The sequence below is a fragment of the Rhodococcus sp. DT1 genome (assembly GCF_049844875.1).
Taxonomy (GTDB): domain Bacteria; phylum Actinomycetota; class Actinomycetes; order Mycobacteriales; family Mycobacteriaceae; genus Rhodococcus.
This window is the reverse complement of record NZ_JBNCLW010000001.1, coordinates 643,141-662,000: the sequence shown is the minus strand read 5'-3', so window position 1 is coordinate 662,000 and position 18,860 is coordinate 643,141. Positions and strand designations below refer to the sequence as shown.

16 protein-coding genes, 2 pseudogenes and 1 riboswitch are annotated in these 18,860 nt (G+C 66.3%); of the genes and pseudogenes, 9 read left to right on the top strand and 9 right to left on the bottom strand.

Translation table 11 applies throughout. The features are described 5' to 3' along the window. Positions 1-75: 75 nt before the first annotated feature. Entirely contained in the window at positions 76-552 is a 477-nt protein-coding gene (locus ACLQ3J_RS03085) for a polyketide cyclase (protein WP_425902099.1), read from the top strand. Here the strand turns inward: ACLQ3J_RS03085 and rph are convergent, their stop codons facing one another. After that, positions 553-3,192, bottom strand: a complete 2,640-nt coding sequence (gene rph, locus ACLQ3J_RS03080; RefSeq protein ID WP_425902098.1) for a rifamycin-inactivating phosphotransferase — start codon at positions 3,190-3,192, stop codon at positions 553-555. 284 nt (positions 3,193-3,476) lie between these two features. Between rph and ACLQ3J_RS03075 the strand changes: the two genes are divergently transcribed. After that, a complete protein-coding gene (locus tag ACLQ3J_RS03075; protein WP_422424297.1) occupies positions 3,477-3,965 on the top strand; it encodes a hypothetical protein in 489 nt (162 codons plus the stop codon). A gap of 28 nt (positions 3,966-3,993) precedes the next feature. On the opposite strand, the gene ACLQ3J_RS03070 is transcribed toward ACLQ3J_RS03075, so the two are convergent. Next, positions 3,994-5,481, bottom strand: coding sequence for a flavin-containing monooxygenase (locus tag ACLQ3J_RS03070; protein WP_425902097.1), 1,488 nt, complete (start codon positions 5,479-5,481; stop codon positions 3,994-3,996). Positions 5,482-5,733: 252 nt separating this feature from the next. On the opposite strand from ACLQ3J_RS03070, the pseudogene ACLQ3J_RS03065 reads away from it, so the two are divergent. Then, positions 5,734-7,201, top strand: a pseudogene (locus tag ACLQ3J_RS03065) (aminotransferase class I/II-fold pyridoxal phosphate-dependent enzyme). 60 nt (positions 7,202-7,261) lie between these two features. On the opposite strand, the gene ACLQ3J_RS03060 reads toward ACLQ3J_RS03065, so the two are convergent. The 4 genes from ACLQ3J_RS03060 to ACLQ3J_RS03045 form a co-directional block, all read right to left on the bottom strand. Further along, positions 7,262-7,567: a hypothetical protein gene (locus tag ACLQ3J_RS03060; RefSeq protein ID WP_425902096.1), complete on the bottom strand. Its 306-nt coding sequence runs from the start codon at positions 7,565-7,567 to the stop codon at positions 7,262-7,264. A 169-nt stretch (positions 7,568-7,736) separates the two neighbouring features. After that, positions 7,737-8,462 (bottom strand): ANTAR domain-containing protein, encoded by a 726-nt coding sequence (locus tag ACLQ3J_RS03055; RefSeq protein WP_425902095.1) that lies wholly within the window; start codon positions 8,460-8,462, stop codon positions 7,737-7,739. Between the two features lie 46 nt (positions 8,463-8,508). Then, positions 8,509-9,282 carry a GAF and ANTAR domain-containing protein gene (locus tag ACLQ3J_RS03050; RefSeq protein WP_425902093.1) on the bottom strand — a complete coding sequence of 258 codons (774 nt, stop codon included), beginning with the start codon at positions 9,280-9,282 and terminating at the stop codon, positions 8,509-8,511. Between the two features lie 128 nt (positions 9,283-9,410). Beyond that, positions 9,411-10,124, bottom strand: coding sequence for a GAF and ANTAR domain-containing protein (locus tag ACLQ3J_RS03045; protein ID WP_169652128.1), 714 nt, complete (start codon positions 10,122-10,124; stop codon positions 9,411-9,413). A 257-nt stretch (positions 10,125-10,381) separates the two neighbouring features. On the opposite strand from ACLQ3J_RS03045, the pseudogene ACLQ3J_RS03040 reads away from it, so the two are divergent. Both ACLQ3J_RS03040 and ACLQ3J_RS03035 read left to right on the top strand, forming a co-directional pair. Beyond that, a pseudogene (locus tag ACLQ3J_RS03040) lies at positions 10,382-11,056 on the top strand (Mur ligase family protein); the annotation flags it as partial. Positions 11,057-11,132: 76 nt separating this feature from the next. Beyond that, positions 11,133-11,675: a glutamate ligase domain-containing protein gene (locus ACLQ3J_RS03035; RefSeq protein ID WP_425902092.1), complete on the top strand. Its 543-nt coding sequence runs from the start codon at positions 11,133-11,135 to the stop codon at positions 11,673-11,675. A 25-nt stretch (positions 11,676-11,700) separates the two neighbouring features. Here the strand turns inward: ACLQ3J_RS03035 and ACLQ3J_RS03030 are convergent, their stop codons facing one another. After that, on the bottom strand, positions 11,701-13,350 hold the full coding sequence (locus tag ACLQ3J_RS03030) for a DHA2 family efflux MFS transporter permease subunit (RefSeq protein ID WP_169621917.1): 1,650 nt from the start codon (positions 13,348-13,350) through the stop codon (positions 11,701-11,703). A 64-nt stretch (positions 13,351-13,414) separates the two neighbouring features. Then, positions 13,415-14,434: a zinc-dependent alcohol dehydrogenase family protein gene (locus ACLQ3J_RS03025; RefSeq protein ID WP_169621916.1), complete on the bottom strand. Its 1,020-nt coding sequence runs from the start codon at positions 14,432-14,434 to the stop codon at positions 13,415-13,417. A gap of 317 nt (positions 14,435-14,751) precedes the next feature. On the opposite strand from ACLQ3J_RS03025, the gene ACLQ3J_RS03020 reads away from it, so the two are divergent. The 4 genes from ACLQ3J_RS03020 (at position 14,752) to ACLQ3J_RS03005 (ending at position 17,585) form a co-directional block, all read left to right on the top strand. Continuing rightward, entirely contained in the window at positions 14,752-15,165 is a 414-nt protein-coding gene (locus ACLQ3J_RS03020) for a (R)-mandelonitrile lyase (protein ID WP_169652129.1), read from the top strand. Between the two features lie 49 nt (positions 15,166-15,214). Then, positions 15,215-15,796 carry a hypothetical protein gene (locus ACLQ3J_RS03015; RefSeq protein ID WP_169621915.1) on the top strand — a complete coding sequence of 194 codons (582 nt, stop codon included), beginning with the start codon at positions 15,215-15,217 and terminating at the stop codon, positions 15,794-15,796. Further along, positions 15,793-16,308, top strand: coding sequence for a hypothetical protein (locus ACLQ3J_RS03010; RefSeq protein WP_169621914.1), 516 nt, complete (start codon positions 15,793-15,795; stop codon positions 16,306-16,308). The genes ACLQ3J_RS03015 and ACLQ3J_RS03010 overlap by 4 nt, the downstream gene beginning before the upstream one ends. A 70-nt stretch (positions 16,309-16,378) precedes the next feature. Next, a riboswitch (glycine riboswitch) is annotated at positions 16,379-16,469 on the top strand. A gap of 141 nt (positions 16,470-16,610) precedes the next feature. Continuing rightward, the gene (locus tag ACLQ3J_RS03005; RefSeq protein ID WP_378527706.1) at positions 16,611-17,585 is read left to right on the top strand and encodes a DMT family transporter; all 975 of its coding nucleotides are present in this window, start codon (positions 16,611-16,613) and stop codon (positions 17,583-17,585) included. 33 nt (positions 17,586-17,618) lie between these two features. Here ACLQ3J_RS03005 and ACLQ3J_RS03000 read toward each other — a convergent pair whose 3' ends face one another. Next, complete coding sequence (locus ACLQ3J_RS03000) at positions 17,619-18,860, bottom strand: SPFH domain-containing protein (protein ID WP_169652130.1); 1,242 nt, start codon at positions 18,858-18,860, stop codon at positions 17,619-17,621.

The window sequence follows — 18,860 nt, the reverse complement described above, 5'->3', positions numbered from 1 at the left end:
CACATGCTGGAGCAGGCCGTCGCGAGCAACCGGCACTCCCGTGCGGTGATCCCGTATCTCTGGCACCATCATGGCGTGACGACCGATCGGATCGAAGTACAGCGGACCGTCAAGTCCGATCCCGCAGCGATTTTCGCGGTGCTGTGCGACCCCCAGGGGCACGTTGCCATCGACGGTTCCGGCATGTTGATGGACGCGGAGGGCCCGGTGGTGACCGCGGCCGGCGATAAATTCGTCGTTCACATGGACCGGGAGGCCCTCGGTGACATTCCGATGGGTGAATACGACGTCACGGTCACGATCAGAGACTTCCTCCCTGAACGCGAGATCTCCTGGACCATCCTGGGAAGAGTGCGACCCCAGATCGGGCACATCTACGGCTACCGGATCGAACCCGTCGACGACGGTTCTCTCGTGACGTCGTACTACGACTGGTCCGAGATCCACCCGACGTGGCGCGAGGCGGGCATCTTTCCGGTGATCTCCGAGGCGACTCTCAAATCGTCGCTCGGTATCCTGGCGCGCACCGTGCGCCGGGGTTATCCGCACTGATCACGGACCCGGGGGTGCGTCACGTCCCGTGCCTGCCTCGGGCATGATCTCGACGTAGCCGTCCGTCCCGTTCACGCGAATGAGCGAGCCGTCCCGGATCGTCCCGGTGGCGTGCTGCACGCCCACCACGGCCGGCACGCCGTACTCCCGTGCCACCACCGCGCCGTGGGTCATCAGTCCGCCCACCTCGGTGACCAACCCGCCGATCGAGACGAACAATGGGGTCCAACTCGGATCGGTATACGCGGTGACCAGGATGTCGCCCGGCTCGAGGTCCGCCTTCGCCATGTCGTCGACCACCCGGGCTCTCCCCTCGACCACCCCGGCGGAGACCGGCATGCCGGTCAGTGCGCCGTCGGGGACGTCCTCACGCCGGTACTCCCCCACGATGACCTCCCCGTCGGACGTGAAGACCCGAGGGGGCGTGAGAGACGTGTACGTGCGGAACAAGTCTTTCCGCTCCCGCACAAGGGCGTCGCACTCTCGATGCGTGCGCACGATGTCGCGCAGTTCCTCGAACCTCAGGTAGAAGATGTCGTCCCGGTGGCGGAGTACACCTGCGTGCACGAGGCGCTCGGCTTCGGCGGACAGTGCTCGTTTGTACACGAAATAACGGCTGACCATGGCGTACTTCGGGTATTCCCGGTACCCCGAGAAAGTCCGGAGACGGTCGATCATCCGTTCGGTCTCGTCGGCTTTCCGATTCCCGTCCGGCAGCGTCCGTAGGCGTCCGAGCAACTCGCGTGTCTTTTCTTCCGCCTCACGCCGGCCGTGTTCGAAACGCCGCCTCGCAGCGCCGGGAGCAAAGTTCTCGACGTTGCCGACGATCACCGGCACCAGAGCCGTCGGCCGTTCGCTCCAGCGTGGCCTCGTGATGTCGATCTCGCCGGCACAGCGCATCCCGTACTCGGCGAGATACTCGTCGATCGCGGCTTCGGCCTGCCGACCGCCGGGGATCTCACCCAGTTCCCGCCGGAAACGTTCGTCGTCGCCACCCGATCGCGCCACATGCCGAAGGAACTCCACCACCTCCGGGTACGGCCGGATCGCGTCCGCGACGTCGAGGAGCGCCAAACCCATCTCGGAGGTGACGTTGTGGGGAACGGATTGCGCGAGCGTGTCGGCAACGTTCCTCTTACCGAGCCACTCGTGGAGATGGGCGTCGAGCCACCGCGCCGATTCCGTCGCGGAGGTGATCACCCGAAGACTTCGCGGATCGAACAACAGCCGTCTCAGCTCCTGGATGTCGCATTCTATGAAATCGAGCAACGCCGTCCCGGATCTGCCACGGATCTCGCGCTGCAACGCGTCCAGAGAGGCCTCCGCGTGCGCGATCAACTCGGTGACGACCTCCGGGTCCGCGTCGAGCAGGTCGGGTGCGTCCGGCACGGGACCGCCCGGCTGCTCGTCGGTGCCCGATCCAACGAGATCCGCGCGGGCGAGAACGGTGTGCAAGGCATCCCCGATGAGTGGATCGGATCTTCCGAGGCCTTCCACCAGGGCGGCACGGGTCGCCGGTGCGGACAGCGCAGCGGTGACATCGACGAACAACCGTCCTCCCGCATCACGCATGGGTGCCGGACTCGTCAACTGCCACACGGAGATTCCCAACGGCTTCATGGCGTCGGTCATCATCTGCTGATGTCCGACCGACACGTAGACGTTTTTTTCTCCGTCCCGTACTGCGGGGAGCGGGAACAGGGTGGTGACGGGCCGGCTCTGGACGACGCGGAAGTCGTCGCCCACCAGACACCATTCGATGTCCTGGGGGCAGCCGAAATGAGCCTCGATGTCCCGCCCTAGACGCGCGAGACGAAGGATCTGCGCGTCGGACAGGACGGGGATGTTCCGCCGCTCCGGTTCGACTTCCCGGACGCGCGTTCCCCCGGTGGGCGCAGCCCACAGAGCGTGCCGTTTCCGGGCAACCGCCCTGGTGACGACATCGCCTGCGCGCACGCTGTAGACGTCCGGGTTCACCGAGCCCGACACGAGCGCCTCACCGAGCCCGAAGACTGCTTCCACGGAAACGACCGTGCGATCGGAGGTAACCGGGTCGGCGGTGAACATAACCCCCGCCGCGTCCGGGAACACCATCTTCTGCACGACCACAGCCATACGGACCTGCCGGTGGTCGAATCCGTTCCGCATTCGATAGGTGACGGCCCGCTCGGTGAACAGCGACGCCCAGCATCGCGTTACGCACCGAAGGATCTGGTCACGGCCCGAGACGTTGAGGTACGAATCCTGCTGTCCGGCGAAAGACGCCGTGGGCAAGTCCTCGGCGGTGGCACTGGACCGGACCGCGAAGGCGGCATCTCCACCGAACCCGCCGAGCGCCGCGAGGACCGCGCCCGCGACATCGTCCGGAACGCCGTGATCTTCGATGGAGTCGCGGAGCGTCCCGCTCGCCACACGGATCCCGTCGCGGTCGTCCGGGTCGAGTAGCGACAGTCGATCGAGCAGGTCACCGAATGACGGAACGGCGTCCATGGCACGCGTGAATGCATCCGCTGTGACGCAGAAGCCGTCCGGCACACGCGTCCCTGCGACCCTCGTGAGTTCTCCTAGATTCGCCCCTTTTCCTCCTGCCGGCGCCCCCTGTTCCCGCCCGACCTCACCTAGACCCAGTACGTAGTTCATGCCCGCTCCTCTCGCTGCGCGCCCGAGCACTCTGCGAGCGAGTATGGGCCGAAAATCCGGGTCTCATGAGGTCGCCCGATGCGGTATAACGTGAAAGGGGGATAGCGAGACGTGTATACCCCGTCCTAGCGGGCTTGGGGTTCCGGAGCGTCCGCTGAACGCACACGGCGCCAACGTATCCGAGGTTTTCGGGCGCCGGAAACGTATCGCGATGCCAGGATTCTCTCACCACCCGGCCATTTTCGTGCGTGCCTGTTGCGCCACTGAACCGTCCGAGGAGAGATATGCACCGGAAACTGTCCCGCCTGATCGTCACCCCGCTCGTCACCGTCGCGGCCGCATCACTGAGCGTGGGTGTGGCGCACGCGGTCCCGTGGAACTCCGTCGACTTGTTCCCGCCGAAGGATCCCGTCGAGACACCGTTCTGCAGCATCGATTACGTCGATCCCAACGACTTCGGTCGTTTCGACAGCAGTGACGTCACCGTGGCCTCGCCCGCACCCGGGCAAGTGATCTTCACGTTCCACACCCATTCGCAGTCTGCAGCGCCGTACACCCAGAGGGCGCATGTGGTCTGGGCAAACCTCGACACGGGTTTCAACGGCGTCGGCGAGGCAACGGCGCGTATCGACGCTGGTGACACGATCATCGAGTTGCCTGTCCAGAACACGGAACCGGGCCGGATCACGGCCGTCACCGGTGTCACCAACACCGCAGACAACGGGCAGAACGTTACGTACTACGACTGCTCCACCGAATACACCGTGCCCTGACGAAGCACGCCGCCGTCCTGACCCCTGGTCAGGACGGCGGCGCCGTGATTACGTCCGCACGAGAAGCCGACGCCACGTCGAACGCGGTGTCGTCGAATGCCGCAAGCTCCTTCAGCATCCGCCGGGTCGACCACGGCCAGTTGAAACTGTTACGGCCGTTGGCGTCGAAGAAGTAACTCTGGCAGCCTCCGGCGTTGTACACCGTGCCGGCGAGTGCCTTCTGTACGCGCGTGTTGAAGGAGTCCTGCGCGGCGCGGCGGGGCTCGACGCGGGTCCATCCCTCCTGCCGCGCACGGGTCAGCACCTGGAGGACGTAACCGAGTTGCGCTTCGAGAATCGTGAATGCCGAGGTGTGGCCGGTGCCGAGCGACGGGCCGAGCAGAACGAATGCGTTCGGGAACCCTGCGACCGTGGTTCCGAGATATGCTTGCGGACTGCCCTTCCAGTGGTCGTCGAGGCTACGGCCCTGCGCGTCGAAGATTCGGCTCGCGACCGGCATGTCGAGAATGTGGAAGCCGGTGCCGAAGATGATCGCGTCCACGGCGGTTTCGCTTCCGTCCGCCGCGACCACGACGTTCCCGCGCACGGACGCGACGGCCGTCGGATGAACCTCGACGCCGGGTCGGGCCAGGGACCGGTAGTACTTGTTGGAGAACAGAAGTCGTTTACAACCCAGCGTGTACCGAGGCGTCAGCGTCTCGCGGAGTCGGGGTTCGCTCACCTGAAGTCGGAGCCATATCTTGCCGAGTTGCTGAATCACCTTCATGATCCACGGGTTTCGGAAGCCGAGTCCGAGCGCCTCCATGAGGCCGTACTCGACGCGCCGGAGAGCGTCGTGCGCGCCCGGCACACGCCGGAGTACGGTGCGCTCGAAGGCGCGCAGGGCGTAGTCCGGCTTGGGCAGCACCCACTGGGCCGTGCGCTGATACACGTGCAGGGCTTCGACCTTCGGCTGGATCTCGGGGATGAACTGCACCGCGGACGCACCCGTGCCGACCACCGCCACGCGCTTTCCGGTCATGTCGTACCGGTGGTTCCACCGCGAGGAATGGAACACTTCGCCCGGGAACGTGTCGAGTCCGGGGACGTCGGGGACGAGGGGTTCGTTCCAGGGACCTGCTGCCGCGATGAGCGCGCCGGCCGTGATCACGCCGGCGGAGGTCTCGATGATCCATCGGTGGGTCTGTTCGTCCCACTGGGCGCGACGCATCTCGGTACCGAAACGCACGCGGGGAAAGATGCGGTGTTCCCCGGCCACTCGCTCGATGTAGTGCCGGATCTCCGCCTGCCCGGCAAAGAGACGGGACCAGTCCCGGTTGGGTGCAAACGAGTACGAGTACAGAGCAGAGGGGACGTCGCAGGCACATCCCGGATAGGTGTTGTCGCGCCACGTACCCGCGACAGCGTCTCCCTTTTCGAGAAGAACGAAGTCGTCGATCCCCTGTTGGCTCAACCGGACCGCCGCGCCGATACCGGAGATTCCGGCGCCCACGATCACCACCTCGTAATGCTTCACTGCCGAGCCTCCATATGCAGTTCCCCCGATGACAGGACCGAGTCGCCGTCCACGTGCACCCGTAGGTGCGAGCGGTGCCGGAAACCGATCCATCGACGAATTGTGTGTAACTCGCCGTCATACCAAGAAGTTACCAGGCACTGCAGTCTCCGACCACCGCGCCGACCACTCGCTCGGCATATGTTCTGCGGGCCCTCCGGATCCGGACAGCGTCAGCCGATTGCCGGAGGGATAACCGGGTATCTCGACGTCATGGACCAGTCGGAGACACCGCTGCTGACGGGGTTGGCGCAATACCACGAACTTGGTCGCTACGGATTCTCCCCGCCGGCGCACCGCGAGGGCCGGGGGGTTGATTCACGCGTCGTAGAGGTGCTCGGCATCGATCCGTTCCGGGCCGACGTACTCGCTTCCGGCGGTCTCGACGACCGAACCTCCAGCAACGGGTACCTGTCCCGGGCCGAGCAACTCATGGCCGAAGCAGTCGGCGCCGAACAGGCCTTCTTCTCGACCTGCGGCAGTTCGCTCTCGGTCAAGGCCGCGATGATGGCCGTGGCGGGAAACGATCCCGGCGGCTTGTTGCTCGGGCGCGATTCCCACAAATCGGTCGTTGCGGGATTGATCTTCAGCGGCGTCGTTCCCCGGTGGATCACCCCGCAGTGGGACGAGGATATGCACTTCTCCCATCCGCCTTCACCCGAACAGGTGCGGCAGACATGGGAGGAATACCCGGATGCCGCCGGAGCCCTGATCGTCAGCCCCAGCCCGTACGGCACATGCGCGGACATCGAGGGCATCGCCGCGGTATGCCACGAACGAGGCAAACCGCTGATCGTCGACGAGGCGTGGGGGGGCACATCTGCCCTTCCACGACGACTTGCCGACGTGGGCCATGGATGCCGGGGCGGACGTGTGCGTGGTGAGCGTCCACAAGACAGGTTCGGGCTTCGAGCAGGGTTCGGTGTACCACGTGCAGGGAGACCTGGTCGACGGCGCACACCTGTCCGCCTGCGCGGATCTGCTCATGACCACGAGCCCCAATGTGATGATCTACGCCGCGATGGACGGCTGGCGACGGCAGATGGTCGAGCACGGCACCGAACTACTCGGGAGCGCACTCGACCTCGCCCGTCGCACGCGGGACCGGATCGCCGCACTCGACGGACTCGATGTCCTCGAAGGCCGCCTGCTCGGTGACCAGGCCTCACACGACCTGGACCGGCTCCAGATTCTCGTCGACGTCGACGCGCTCGGCGCCTCGGGCTATCAATGCGCCGACTGGCTCCGCGAACATTGCCGGATAGACATGGGATTGACCGATCACCGCCGGATCCTCGCAACGATCTCGATTGCCGACGAACAGGACACGACGGACCGTCTGGTCCGTTCCCTCGAGTTGCTGGTGCAGGCAGCCGAATCCTTCGATCCCCCGCCGAAAATGTATCTGCCGGGACCCGACGAGATCCAGCTCGAGTCGGTGATGTCGCCGCGAGATGCATTCTTCGGCCGTGCGGAAATGGTCGCGGCGGACAAGGCGGCCGGCCGCATCGCCGCTGAGCAGATCACCCCGTATCCCCCGGGCATCCCAGCGGTGGTCCCCGGCGAGCGGCTCGATCGCGCAGTTGTCGACTACCTGCGCAGCGGGCCGGGCGCGGGGATGACTCTCCCCGACGCAACCGATGCGACTCTCGAAAAGCTGCGGGTGGTCGTCGAGGACTGACATCGGTCCCGGAAAGACGGAATCACCTGCCCTCCGCCGCGGTCGAGCGCAGCGGTCGGGTCAGGCCGGCTGGACGGCCGCGGACAAGAACAGGGACGCGAGCATCGCAGGCGCGCGATGCACGCTGACGCAGGGGATTCCTGCCGTCCGGACGTCGTAGATGACCTTCGCCTCCGTCGGAGTACACATACCGTCGAGGACCTCCTCGGTGGCCACCGCACCCCACACATCTCCGGTCGCGGGAATGTCTCGCATCGTGAGCCACCCGTGTTCGTCCGCCCAACTCTGCACCGCGTCCCAGTGAGCGCGGGCCGCAGCATCGCACGGCGTGCCCACCAGCACCACATGTCTCTGTGGAGACGTCATTGTCACCCTCACCTTCTCGTGCCGGCCGTCTGTGTCCGGCGCTGTGTCAGAACGTCGGACACCCTCCCCGGGTATCAGTACAGATACCCGGGGAGGGTGTCCGGGTAAACCCGAGAGTGAGGTGGTGCCGGCCACGATCCGCGGTGGGAACGCCGCCGCCGCGACGTGGTCACGCCGTGGCGGACCCCGAGTCGACAAGTCGGGTCGCAAGCTCGGTGAGAGGAGTGTTGGTGTCCTGCGACAGCCGCCGCAGCATGTCGAAGGCACGCAGCGCGTCGACACCGTAGCGCTCCATGATGATGCCCTTGGCCTGGCCGATGACATCTCTGCTGGCGAGAGCGGAGGTGAGTTGTTCCTGAACACGGGCAGCCGTGATCGCCGTGGCGGCTTGTGCGGCCAGGGCGTCGACGAGGGCCTCGTCCTCGGCATCGAACGCATCCGCGACGCGGGAATGGAGATTCAACGTCCCGACTTCGTCGCGGTGGGTGTACAAGCGCACCGAGAGGCAGCTGAGGACTCCCGCGTCGACCGCGGCCGACGCGTACGCCGGCCAACGTGTCTCGGTACGCAAGTCCGCGCACCGGACGATGGGGTCGGACCTGGCAGCGTCGAGGCACGGACCCTCGCCCAGTTGGATTTGCATTGCCTCGAGCTGCGCGGCCAAAGGCGAGGTGGCAGCGGTGGATCGAAATTGTTCCCGATCGACCGAGAGGAGAATGCCGATACCGTCGGCCGCACCGATCAGTTCTGCCGCCGACGCAGCGATCCGATACAACGTGCTGTCGAGATCCTCGGGAACGAAGAACTCACGCGCCAGCACTCCGATCCGTCGGCTGATCTCCGCCGAGGTAGGAAAACCGGCCGGAGCGCCTTCGCCCCGTTCCCACCCGTCCATACTCGATAGTCTCCCACGGTGTAGCGCAGGGAGCAGGTAATGCTCCCTAGCTCCCGAATTCGCGTTCCGAAGTGTCGGTGCGCTCTTCGGCGATCCATCGGGAGAGCATGACGAGCGGAATCCCGGTGTCCTGCGAAAGTTTGATGAGCATGCCGAACGCACGGTCGGCGGGAATGCCGAATCGTTCCATCATCATGCCTTTGGCCTGGCCGATGATGTCCCGGTTCAACACTGCGGAATGCAGCTTCAGTTCGTCCCGTCCGGCTGCGATTGCGATGGCCGCGTGCGCCGCGAATGCCTCCCCGACCGCAATCGATTCGCCGCCGAAGACGTTCGGTGATGTGGCGAACAGATTCAAGGCCCCCGCGGTGCTGGCCGAGGTGTACAGCTGGAACGACAGAATGCTGCGCACCCCCGCCTCGAGCGCTTCGGGGGTGAATCGAGGCCATCGGGTCTCCGACACGAGATCGTCGCTGAGGGTGGTGAAGGCACCCATTGCGGCATCGACGCACGGTCCTTCCCTGAGCCGCTCCTGCGCACGGTCGAGTTCGACGGGCAACAGCGACGTCGGGGCATGGGATTCGAACGTGTTCTCCCCGCTGATGAGCAGGATGTCCGCGCTCTCGACGCCGGGAATCAAGTCGACCGCAGAGCCGGTGACCGTGCGCAGTACACCCTCGAGGTCGCGCTGCCCGGACAGAGATCGCGCCAGTGCTGCCAGCGAATCCACCAAGTTGTTGTCGATCGGCTCTGCCATGAGAGCGCCCTCTTCCGCATCGACCACGATGTCGCTGACGAGGCGAAAAAGTGCCCGGGCCAAGTGCCCGTGACCTCCACGCTACCCCTGATTCGTGCCCAGAGACCTGTAGCGCTGCGCGTGCTCCGGAACCCGGAGCGGACCTGTCTTGTCCGATGCGAGCGCAGCCCCTCGTGGTTCCGGGAGCTCGGTCAGGCGGAGGGGTCGCCGCCGAGTTGGGCGGGACCCGCCTCGACAATTCTGGACGCGACCTCGGCGAGCGCGATATTGCTGTCCTGGGACAGCTTGCGCAGCAGTTCGAAAGCGCGTACGGAATCGACGCCGAACCGCTCCATGATCATGCCTTTGGCCTGACCGATGATGTCGCGGCTCGCCAGTGCCGACGAGAAGTTCTGGTGGTCACGTGCGGCACTCAACGCCATTGCTGCCTGTGCGGCCAGCACCTCGGTGATCGCCTCCGCGTCCGTGTCGAAAGCATTCGGCTTGAACGAGAACAGATTCAGCGCACCCATCGAGTCCTTCTCGACGTAGAGCTGGAACGACAAAGTGCTGAGCACTCCTGCCTGGACCGCTTCGCGGGAGAAACGCGGCCACCGTGTCTCGGTCCGAAGATCATCCGTCCTTACGATGAGATTCTTGTACGCAGCATCGAGGCATGGCCCCTCGCCGAGCTTCTCCTGCACGGCATCGAGTTCTTCCGGCAAAGTCGAGGTAGCGGCGTACGATTCGACCTTCCTCCTGCCGGTCACCACGAGGACGTCGGCGCAGTCGGCGTCCGGCACCAGTTCGACCGCAGCGGTGGTGACACCGCGCAACGTATCCGCGAGACTGCTGGGACGGTAGAACTCGCGTGCCAGCTTCGCCATCTGGCGACCGAGGTCCTGGGGTTCCGCCGACGCATTCATGAGTAGGTCCTTTCTTCGGCTGGAAAAGGCACACCGTACGCCGACCGTGCGGGAGGTTGCCTACACATGCCGCCAGCCGCCTGCCACCGAGGTGATGTGTCCGCCTCGCGTCGTCCGACCGCTCGGACGTCGACCACTGTGTCGATCCCGCGCCGGCCCCTTACCTTCGACCGTTGCCTTCATGAGCGGGACCTTCCATCGCGGATCAGGGGTTCCCGGGTCGGTCTCGAAGGAAACGTCCCAGTGCCGATCACGCTGTGGGAGACGACGGTGTGCATTCCGAGCGGTCCCCTTACCGCGGACGACGGGACCGGCCTCGGTGGAGGTCAGACGGTCAGCAGCACCCTGATCGCGCGGCGTTCGTCCATCGCTCGGTAGCCCTCCGCTGCCTCTATGCCGCCGGGCCCGGAAACAGTTTTCGCGGCGACGTACCTCCTCGACGCCGCTCTCGGGACGCTCGGGGTCGTCACCGGCATGATCAGTGGAGTCACCGTGCGCGGTCCCGGCGGCGCCCGTCCAGCCACGCGGACGACCCCCGAAGCGGCGGTGCTCCAGCGCATCCTCGCCGAGTTCCGGGAGCAGGACGTGGGCGCGGTGCCGATGGAAGTGTCGTCTCACGCCATCCCCAAGGCCTCGTGGACGGCGTGTGGTTCCGCACCGTTGCGTTCACCAACCTCGGACCCGATCATCTGGACTTCCACGGAACGATGGACCGCTACTTCGCCGCCAAAGCCGCCCTGTTCACCCCGGACCGCGCAAAGGCCGCCGTCGTCAATCGCGACGACGAATACGCGAGGCGATTGGCGGCGACCGCGAGGATACCGGTGTGGACCCACTCGACGAACGACACGCATGCGGATCTGTACGCCGACGAAATACGTTGCGGTGCCGACGGAACCGACTTTTCTCTGCACACACCCGACGGGTATGCCCGAGTCCGCCTTTCCCTTCTCGGACCGCACCAGGTGGGTAACGCGTTGACCGCTCTCACGTCGCTCGCCGCCACCGGTGCCGACGTACTGGGTGCGGCGGCGGGCCTCGAGACTCTGCACGGCGTCCCCGGGCCGCCTCGACGCCGGCCAGGATTTCCTCGCCCTCGTGGACTACATGCACAACACGTCGGGCCGGAAAGAGTTGTTGCCGTTTCTGCGCTCGCTGACGGCCGGCGGGCTGTTCATCCTCGTGATCGGCGCGACCGGCGACCGGGATCCGAGCAAACGGTTCCCGCTCGGGCACACTGCCGCCGCGTACGCAGACGTCGTCGTCACCGACGAGAGTCCCTTCTCGGAGAATCCGCAGCGCCTCAGGGCCGAGGTTGCCGAGGGGGCTCGCGAAGCCGGGAGAGCCGAGGCCGTCGTCGAACCGGATCGCCGCCGAGCCTTCGACCTCGCGGTCTCGTACGCCACCGGCGGGGACGTCCTCGTCGTCGCCGGCCGCGGCAGCCAACTTCACCAGACCTTCGGCCACACGACGAAGAAGTTCGACGACCGCCGTCAACTGCGGGCAGCACTACAGCGCGCTGCAGACGTCGAACCCCACGGCTCGATCTGATCCGGTGACGAGCAAGCGCCGACTGCTATCCGGCGTCCGGTACCGGCACTCCAGCCTGCCTGCGCGGTTGTAACTGGGTGGCGCTCGCCAGTCCGATGACGAGGAATCCCGCCGCGAAGAACAACGACCACCTGGTGGCGTCCGCGAAACCTTCCGACAGGGCCTCGGCGGTCTCGGGACCGGCCGGACCGAGACGGCCGTCGTCGCCCTGATCGCGGATGATCGGAATGGTGCTGCCTGCCGAGTCCCGGGTGCTGTCGACCAAGCCGGACTGCACCTGCGCCGGTAGAGGACTCGATTCGAGGCGGTCGGTGAGGCTGTGCGCCAAGCCGAGCGAGAGCACGGTCCCGAGGATGGCCGTGCCCAGGGCTGCGCCGAGCTGCCGGGAGGTGCTCTGAATGGCAGACCCCTCCCCCGACTCCGCTGTCGGGATATCGACCAGCACGGTTCCGGTGAGCTGGGCGGACGCGAGGCCCAAGCCCATGCCGTAGATCGCGAGCAGCAGCGCGAGCAGGACGGAGCTCGCCGACGGGCGGAGGTACAGCGCGAAGGCGAGCACCCCGATCACTTCCAGCGTCAGACCCAGCATGACGGTACGGGGAGCTCCGAGTTTCCCGGTGACGAAGCGCGCCGAAGCCCCGGAAGCGAACGCGCCCAGCGCCATTACTGCCAGCACATAGCCGGCGCCGAGGGTACTGAGTCCGTAGGCGTTCACGAGGAACAGCGGTAGCACCAGCAGGAGCCCGAATTCTCCGATCGCCACCGTCATCGCGGTGGTGTTTCCCCAGCTGAAGGTGCGGATCCGGAACAGGGTCAGGTCGAGGATTGCGGACCGCCGGAGGCCGGCACGGTGTCGCTCCCACATCACGAACGCCCCGAGGGTGACAACTCCCACCACAGCGACAACCGGGGTCGCCGAGATCGGCGCGGTCTCCGGCCACGTCACCCCGAAGACCCTCAGATCGGCGATCGGTTTCCACCAGCCGATCTTCTGCCCCTCGATGAGGGCGAACACCAGCGCGCCGAACCCGATCGCACTCAGAATCGGCCCCAGGACATCGAGTCCGGGAACCGTGGTCTTCGACCGGGTCTCGGGCACGAACAGCACCGCTCCGATGATGACGAGGATGCCGATCGGCACATTCACGAGGAAGATCCACGGCCAGGTGAACGAGGTCGTCAGCCAACCTCCCAGCAACGGACCGACGGCTGCCATCCCCGAGATCACCGCACCCCACACGCCGAACGCGACTGCTCGGTCCCTGCCGCGGAAGGTGGCGTTGACCGTCGAAAGTGTGCAGGGAAGAACGAGGGCACCTCCGATGCCCTGAACGACGCGGGCAGAGATCAACGTGGTGGAACTGTCCGACGCCGCTGCGGCCAGGCTTCCGCAGATGAACACGAGCACCCCGATGATGAACAGCATTCGGCGACCGGCTCGGTCGCCGAGCCTTCCCGTCGTGAGCAACAATGCCGCGAACACGACCGAATAGATGCTGTTGATCCACTGCGCGTCGGTCAGATCCAGGTTCAGGTCGTCGATGATGACCGGGAGGGAGACGTTGACAATCGTGCCGTCGACGACGATCAACGACAGTCCCAGGGCCAGGACGCCGAGTCCGATCCACTTCCGGCGGCCCACGTCGACTTCAGGATCAGGGGTTTCCATCGTCATCGGAGGCTTCCTTTCCCGGCTGCGGAGTTCGTCGCCCTGGACAGCACCGCACCATCGACGGAACTCAGGGAGTGAGCATCACCTTGATCGCTCGACGTTCATCCATTGCGCGGTAGCCCTCGGCTGCCTCGTCGAGAGGCAGAGTCAGATCGAATACGGCTCCTGGGTCGATGGCGCGGTTCCAGATCAGGTCGATCAACTCCGGCAGGAAGCGCCGTACCGGGGCGGGCCCGCCGTGCAGATGCACCTCGGCGAAGAACAGTTCTCCGCCGGGCAGCGATACGTCATGGGACACACCGACATACCCGACGTGCCCACCCGGCCGTGTCGAGCGGATCGCCTGCATCATCGACTCCTGGGTGCCGACGGCCTCGATCACCGAGTGCGCTCCCAGTCCGGAAGTGAGGTCCTTGATTCTCCCGACGCCCTCGTCCCCGCGCTCCTCGACGATGTCGGTGGCTCCGAACTCGCGCGCCAGCTCTTGACGATCGGCGTGGCGGCTCATGGCGATGATCCGTTCGGCGCCGAGCTGTTTCGCTGCCATGACCCCCAGTAGCCCCACTGCACCGTCACCGACGACTGCGACGGTCTTACCGGGGCCTGCCTCCGCAGCAACCGCGGCGAACCACCCGGTTCCGAGTACATCCGACGCTGCCAGGAGCGAGGGGATGAGATCCGGGTCGGGTGGGCCGGGCGTCCGGACGAGTGTGCCGTCGGCCAACGGGACGCGCGCGTACTCGGCCTGGGTGCCTATGGCACCCATCGGTACGGCGTGCACGCACCGGGACTGATAACCGGCGCGGCAGATCTCACAGGTGTTGTCGGATGCGAAGAACGAACCGACCACGAAGTCCCCGACCGCGACGTCGGCAACCGCATCGCCTATCCGGGTGACCGTTCCGACGTACTCGTGACCCATCGGCATGTGGTCGACAGGGTCTGCGCCGCGGTAGGGCCACAGATCGGAACCACAAATGCAGGTGGCGGCCAATCGGATGACGGCGTCGGTCGGCTCGAGTATCTCCGGATCCGGACGGTCCGCGATCCGCACCTCGCCGGGCCCGTCGAGAATGACTCCACGCATGAGATCTCCTTCGTCTGCCGACACGGATTCCGGTTCACCCGTTTCGGGTTCGGGGTTCCGCCCGCGTCCGAAAGGTCAACTTCGGCGATCAACGACGCGAACGTGCACTCCGTTCGGGTGCTGCTCACGCAGCCCGCGGCGTTCCCGCTACCGATCACGGCTGCACTGCTCTCCAGGTCACAGTACGGGCAATTGCCGTTCGGAAAGTGCATCCCCGACGATGCCGCCTGATCTGATGGACAGCACGACATCGGGCGATGACGGCCGCCCTCGCCGTCCGGGACATACGTGGGAGGGCTCGGCCGAAGGAGGACGTCATGCAGATCGTGCGCAGCTCGCTCGATACCGGGATAGGCCCGGAGGACTGGTTCAGCGGTGATGTCTACATAGACCCGGTGGCGGCAGCGCCGCCGCCGTCGCGAGTGTCGGCCGCTCTCGTCCACTTCATGCCCGGCGCCCGCACGCACTGGCATCTGCATCCCCTCGGCCAGACCGTCTTCGTCACGGACGGGGTCGGGTTGTGCCAGCGCCGGGGTGGCCCGGTCGAGGTGATCCGGCCCGGGGATCGCGTGTGGTTCGAAGCCGACGAGGAGCACTGGCACGGCGCCGCGCCCACCCGCCTGATGATTCACCTCGCCATCAACGAAACGGACGACGAGCACGATACGGTCCACTGGCTCGAACCTGTCACCGACGAGGAATACAACCGGGTGCCCGAAGGCGAACTCTGAACAAGCCTCAATCCTTGACTTTGATCAAACAAGGTTTCACACTTGACCGATGTTCGTCTTGACGGTCGATCAACGAGGCAGTCGCCGCGACATCGACCGCGTCTCGGGACTCCTCGCCGACCTGCGTGACCCACGATTGGTCCGTCCGTTCGACCGCACAGCCGGCGACGAAGTTCAGGCCGTCGCCGACGATCCCGGTGTGGTGGTCGACCTCGTGCTGGAACTGCTCCGGCGAGAGCGCTGGAGCATCGGAATCGGGATCGGCCCCGTCGAGACTCCCCTGCCGAAACAGACCCGCGCCGGTCGCGGACCGGCATTCGAACTCGCCCGACGTGCCGTCGAACGCGCCAAGAGTTCCATCGGGCAGGTCGCCGTGGAGGGCGACGACGCCGAGGCCGCAGCAGATGCCGACGCCGCCTTGACCTTGCTCGCGACCCTCGTCCTCCGGCGCTCCCCCCAGGGACACGAAGCCGTGGCACTCGCTCGCACCGGATCGACGCAGGCCCGGATCGCCGACGAACTCGGCATCAGCAAGCAAGCCGTGTCCCAACGCCTGGCCGCGGCCGGGTGGCAAGCCGAGATCGCAGGATGCGCGCTCGCTCACCGACTGCTGGAAAGGGCCGATCGTTGACTGTCGTCTCGCTGGTGTGCCTCGCCGTTGCCGCCCTCGCGCCCGCGCTCTCTCTCCGTCCTACGCTCCCGGCGTGGCTCGGCGCGGCAGTGACGACCACGGCGCTCGGCGGTGCAGCCCTGGCGGCCACCGCCACCGCGCCCGTGCACGGCCTCGCGCTGGCAGTGACACTCGCGCTCACCACCCTGGCCGCCGTCACCGGCGGCGGACCGGCCGTACTCGTCGCCTTCCGTGTCGCCCGACGCCAACCGGATGCCGGACCCGATCCCGCTCCCCCGCCCGGGCCGCTGCGGGGCGGACGGGTCATCGGCGTGCTCGAGCGCGGCGCCGTCGCGGTGTCGATCCTTGCCGGGTGGCCCGAAGGCATCGCGATCATCATGGCCGTCAAGGGTCTCGCGCGGTACCCGGAGCTACGCGAGCCGAACGCCTCGGAGCAGTTCATCATCGGCACGGCCACCAGTGTGCTGTGGGCGTGTGCCGCGTGTGGCGTCGGTACCGCGCTCATCACCTGATCCGCGCTCACCCGGATCCAGGGCCTCCGCATCGGGCTGGCATACTCGCTCGGACAACCGAATATGCCATCGAACTGCAGCGGGAGAGTTCCGCACACGTGCGGGCGCCGAAGGAGCAACCTCCCCGGGAATCTCTCAGGCCCCCAGACCGCCGCCGGCGAGGCTCCTCTGGAAAGCAACCCCGCGGGGTTCACCGAAGGTGTAAGTGGGTCCACGGATCCGCGAAAGCTCTCAGGTCACATGACAGAGCGGGGAACCGACCACCCGCCGGTGCGCGATGCACCCTGTCCGGAGGAAGTTCCGTGGCTCCGTCTGTCGACGCACCCTCACGCGTGCCTGTCGTTCCGCTTCTCATCGATAACCGCCCGGCCGATCAGTCGGCACATACCCGCCGAAGGCGGCTGGGTATCGCAGCGATCGTGGTCTCCGCAACGGCGATGGGCACCGCCGGGTTGTTCGGCCGCATGGCCACCCCTCCCGGCGCCGTACTCGGCGAAGCCCTCACCTTCGGCCGGATGCTCGTCGGCGGGCTGGGGATGCTGGTGATGCTGGCACTGTCGCGACGTCTCGGGAAACTGCGACGAGCCCGGCTGTCGTGGTCGGTGGTGCTCGGCGGCGTGTTCCTCGCCCTGTCCCTTGCCACCTATCTCTCCGCGACCGTGCTCACCGACCTGTCGCGCGCGGTGGTCCTGCACTATCTCGGCCCGGTTCTCGCGACCGTGTTCGCGAGGATGTTCCTCGGAGAGACGATCACTCGCCGAGATGCGGTGTCCCTTGTCGCCGCGTTCACCGGGATGCTCCTGGCCGCGGGTCTGATCGGCGGCGCGCCCGCCCCGAGTTCGGACGAGCAAGTGCTGGGTACCGTGCTCGGTGTCGTGTCGGGAGTGTTCTACGGCGCCGCGCTGCTCTGCTACCGCTATCGCTCGGATATGCCCGCAGACGTACGCAGTTTCTGGACCTTCGCATTCGGGGCGGCAGCGACCGGGCTCGTCGTGGTGGTCACCCGACCCGATCTTTCCGGAATGACCCCGGGCAACTGGGTATGGGCTATCGGGTTCTTCGTCGTCTGCGGGTTGTTCGCCTTGGGCCTGCTCGTCGTCGCCGGCTCGTATCTGCGTGCGGCCGAACTCGCCGGACTGTCCTACCTGGAAGTCGTGGTCGCTCTGCTGCTCGGTGTGGCGGTGTTCGGTGAATCCGTGTCGCTCCTCGCGGGCGTGGGCGCCGGTCTCGTCATCGTGGCGATGGCACTTCCGCTCACATCTCCTCGCCGCCGGTGACGTGCATGCGCACGCCCCGGCGGCCGGGCAGGATTACTGCCTCGGGAGTTCCTCGCCGACCTCTGTCTCCAGAGACGGAACGCGCTCTTCGGGCGCGGGGTCTGCGGCCGGCAACGCGGACGACTGGCTACCGCGCGTGACACCGGCCGGCTTCTCTCCGGAGACGACCGGGACCGCGGGGTCCACCGGCTTGCGTGCCACTGCCTCGGCTTCGGCGACCGCTTTCGCCACGACCGGGTCGGTCTTCATGTCGAACCAGTCGCTGACCTCTGCCGAGTCGTCCTCGGGACGCTGGAGGTCTTCGTCGACCGGGCTCGGCTCGAAGCGGAAGACACCGTCCTCACCGCGAGCACCGAGCGCGCCTGCGAAACCCTTGAGGGCGTCGCCGAAGTCGCTGGGCACGAGCCACACCTTGTTCGCGTCACCCTGCGCCATCTGCGGCAGCGTCTGCAAGTACTGGTACGCGAGCATCTCGGGGGTCGGCTTACCGGCCTTGATGGCTGCGAACACCTTCTCGATCGCCTTCGCCTCGCCCTGCGCCTCGAGGTACTGGGCGGCCCGATCACCCTGCGCCCGCAGGATGCGGGACTGCCGTTCCGCTTCCGCCTCGAGGATCGCGGCCTGCTTCGATCCCTCGGCCGACAGGATGCGTGCCTGCTTGTCGCCCTCTGCGGTCTTGATCGCGGCCTCGCGGTGGCCTTCGGCCGTGAGGATCGTCGCGCGCTTCTCGCGGTCCGCCTTCATCTGCTTTTCCATCGACTCCTGGATCGACGGCGGCGGATCGATGCTCTTGAGTTCGACGCGCGCGACCCGCAGACCCCAGCGGCCGGTCGCTTCGTCGAGCACGCCGCGCAACTGACCGTTGATCGAGTCACGGGAGGTGAGAGTCTCTTCGAGGGTCATACCGCCGACGACGTTGCGCAGGGTCGTCACCGTGAGCTGTTCGACGGCGGCGATGTAGTTGCTGATCTCGTACACCGCGGCTTGCGGGTTGGTGACCTGGAAGTAGACGACCGTGTCGATGCTCAGCGTCAGGTTGTCCTTGGTGATGACCGGTTGCGGCGGGAACGACACCACCCGTTCGCGCAGATCGACTTTCGCGCGGATACGGTCCACGAACGGCACCAGGAACGTCAACTGTCCCGACGCGGTTCGGAAATAGCGTCCCAGCCGCTCGATGACCGCGGCTTCTGCCTGCGGGATCAGGGCGACGGACTTCACCACCACGATCACGACGAGTACCACCAGTACGGCGAGTACGATCAGCGCTTCCAT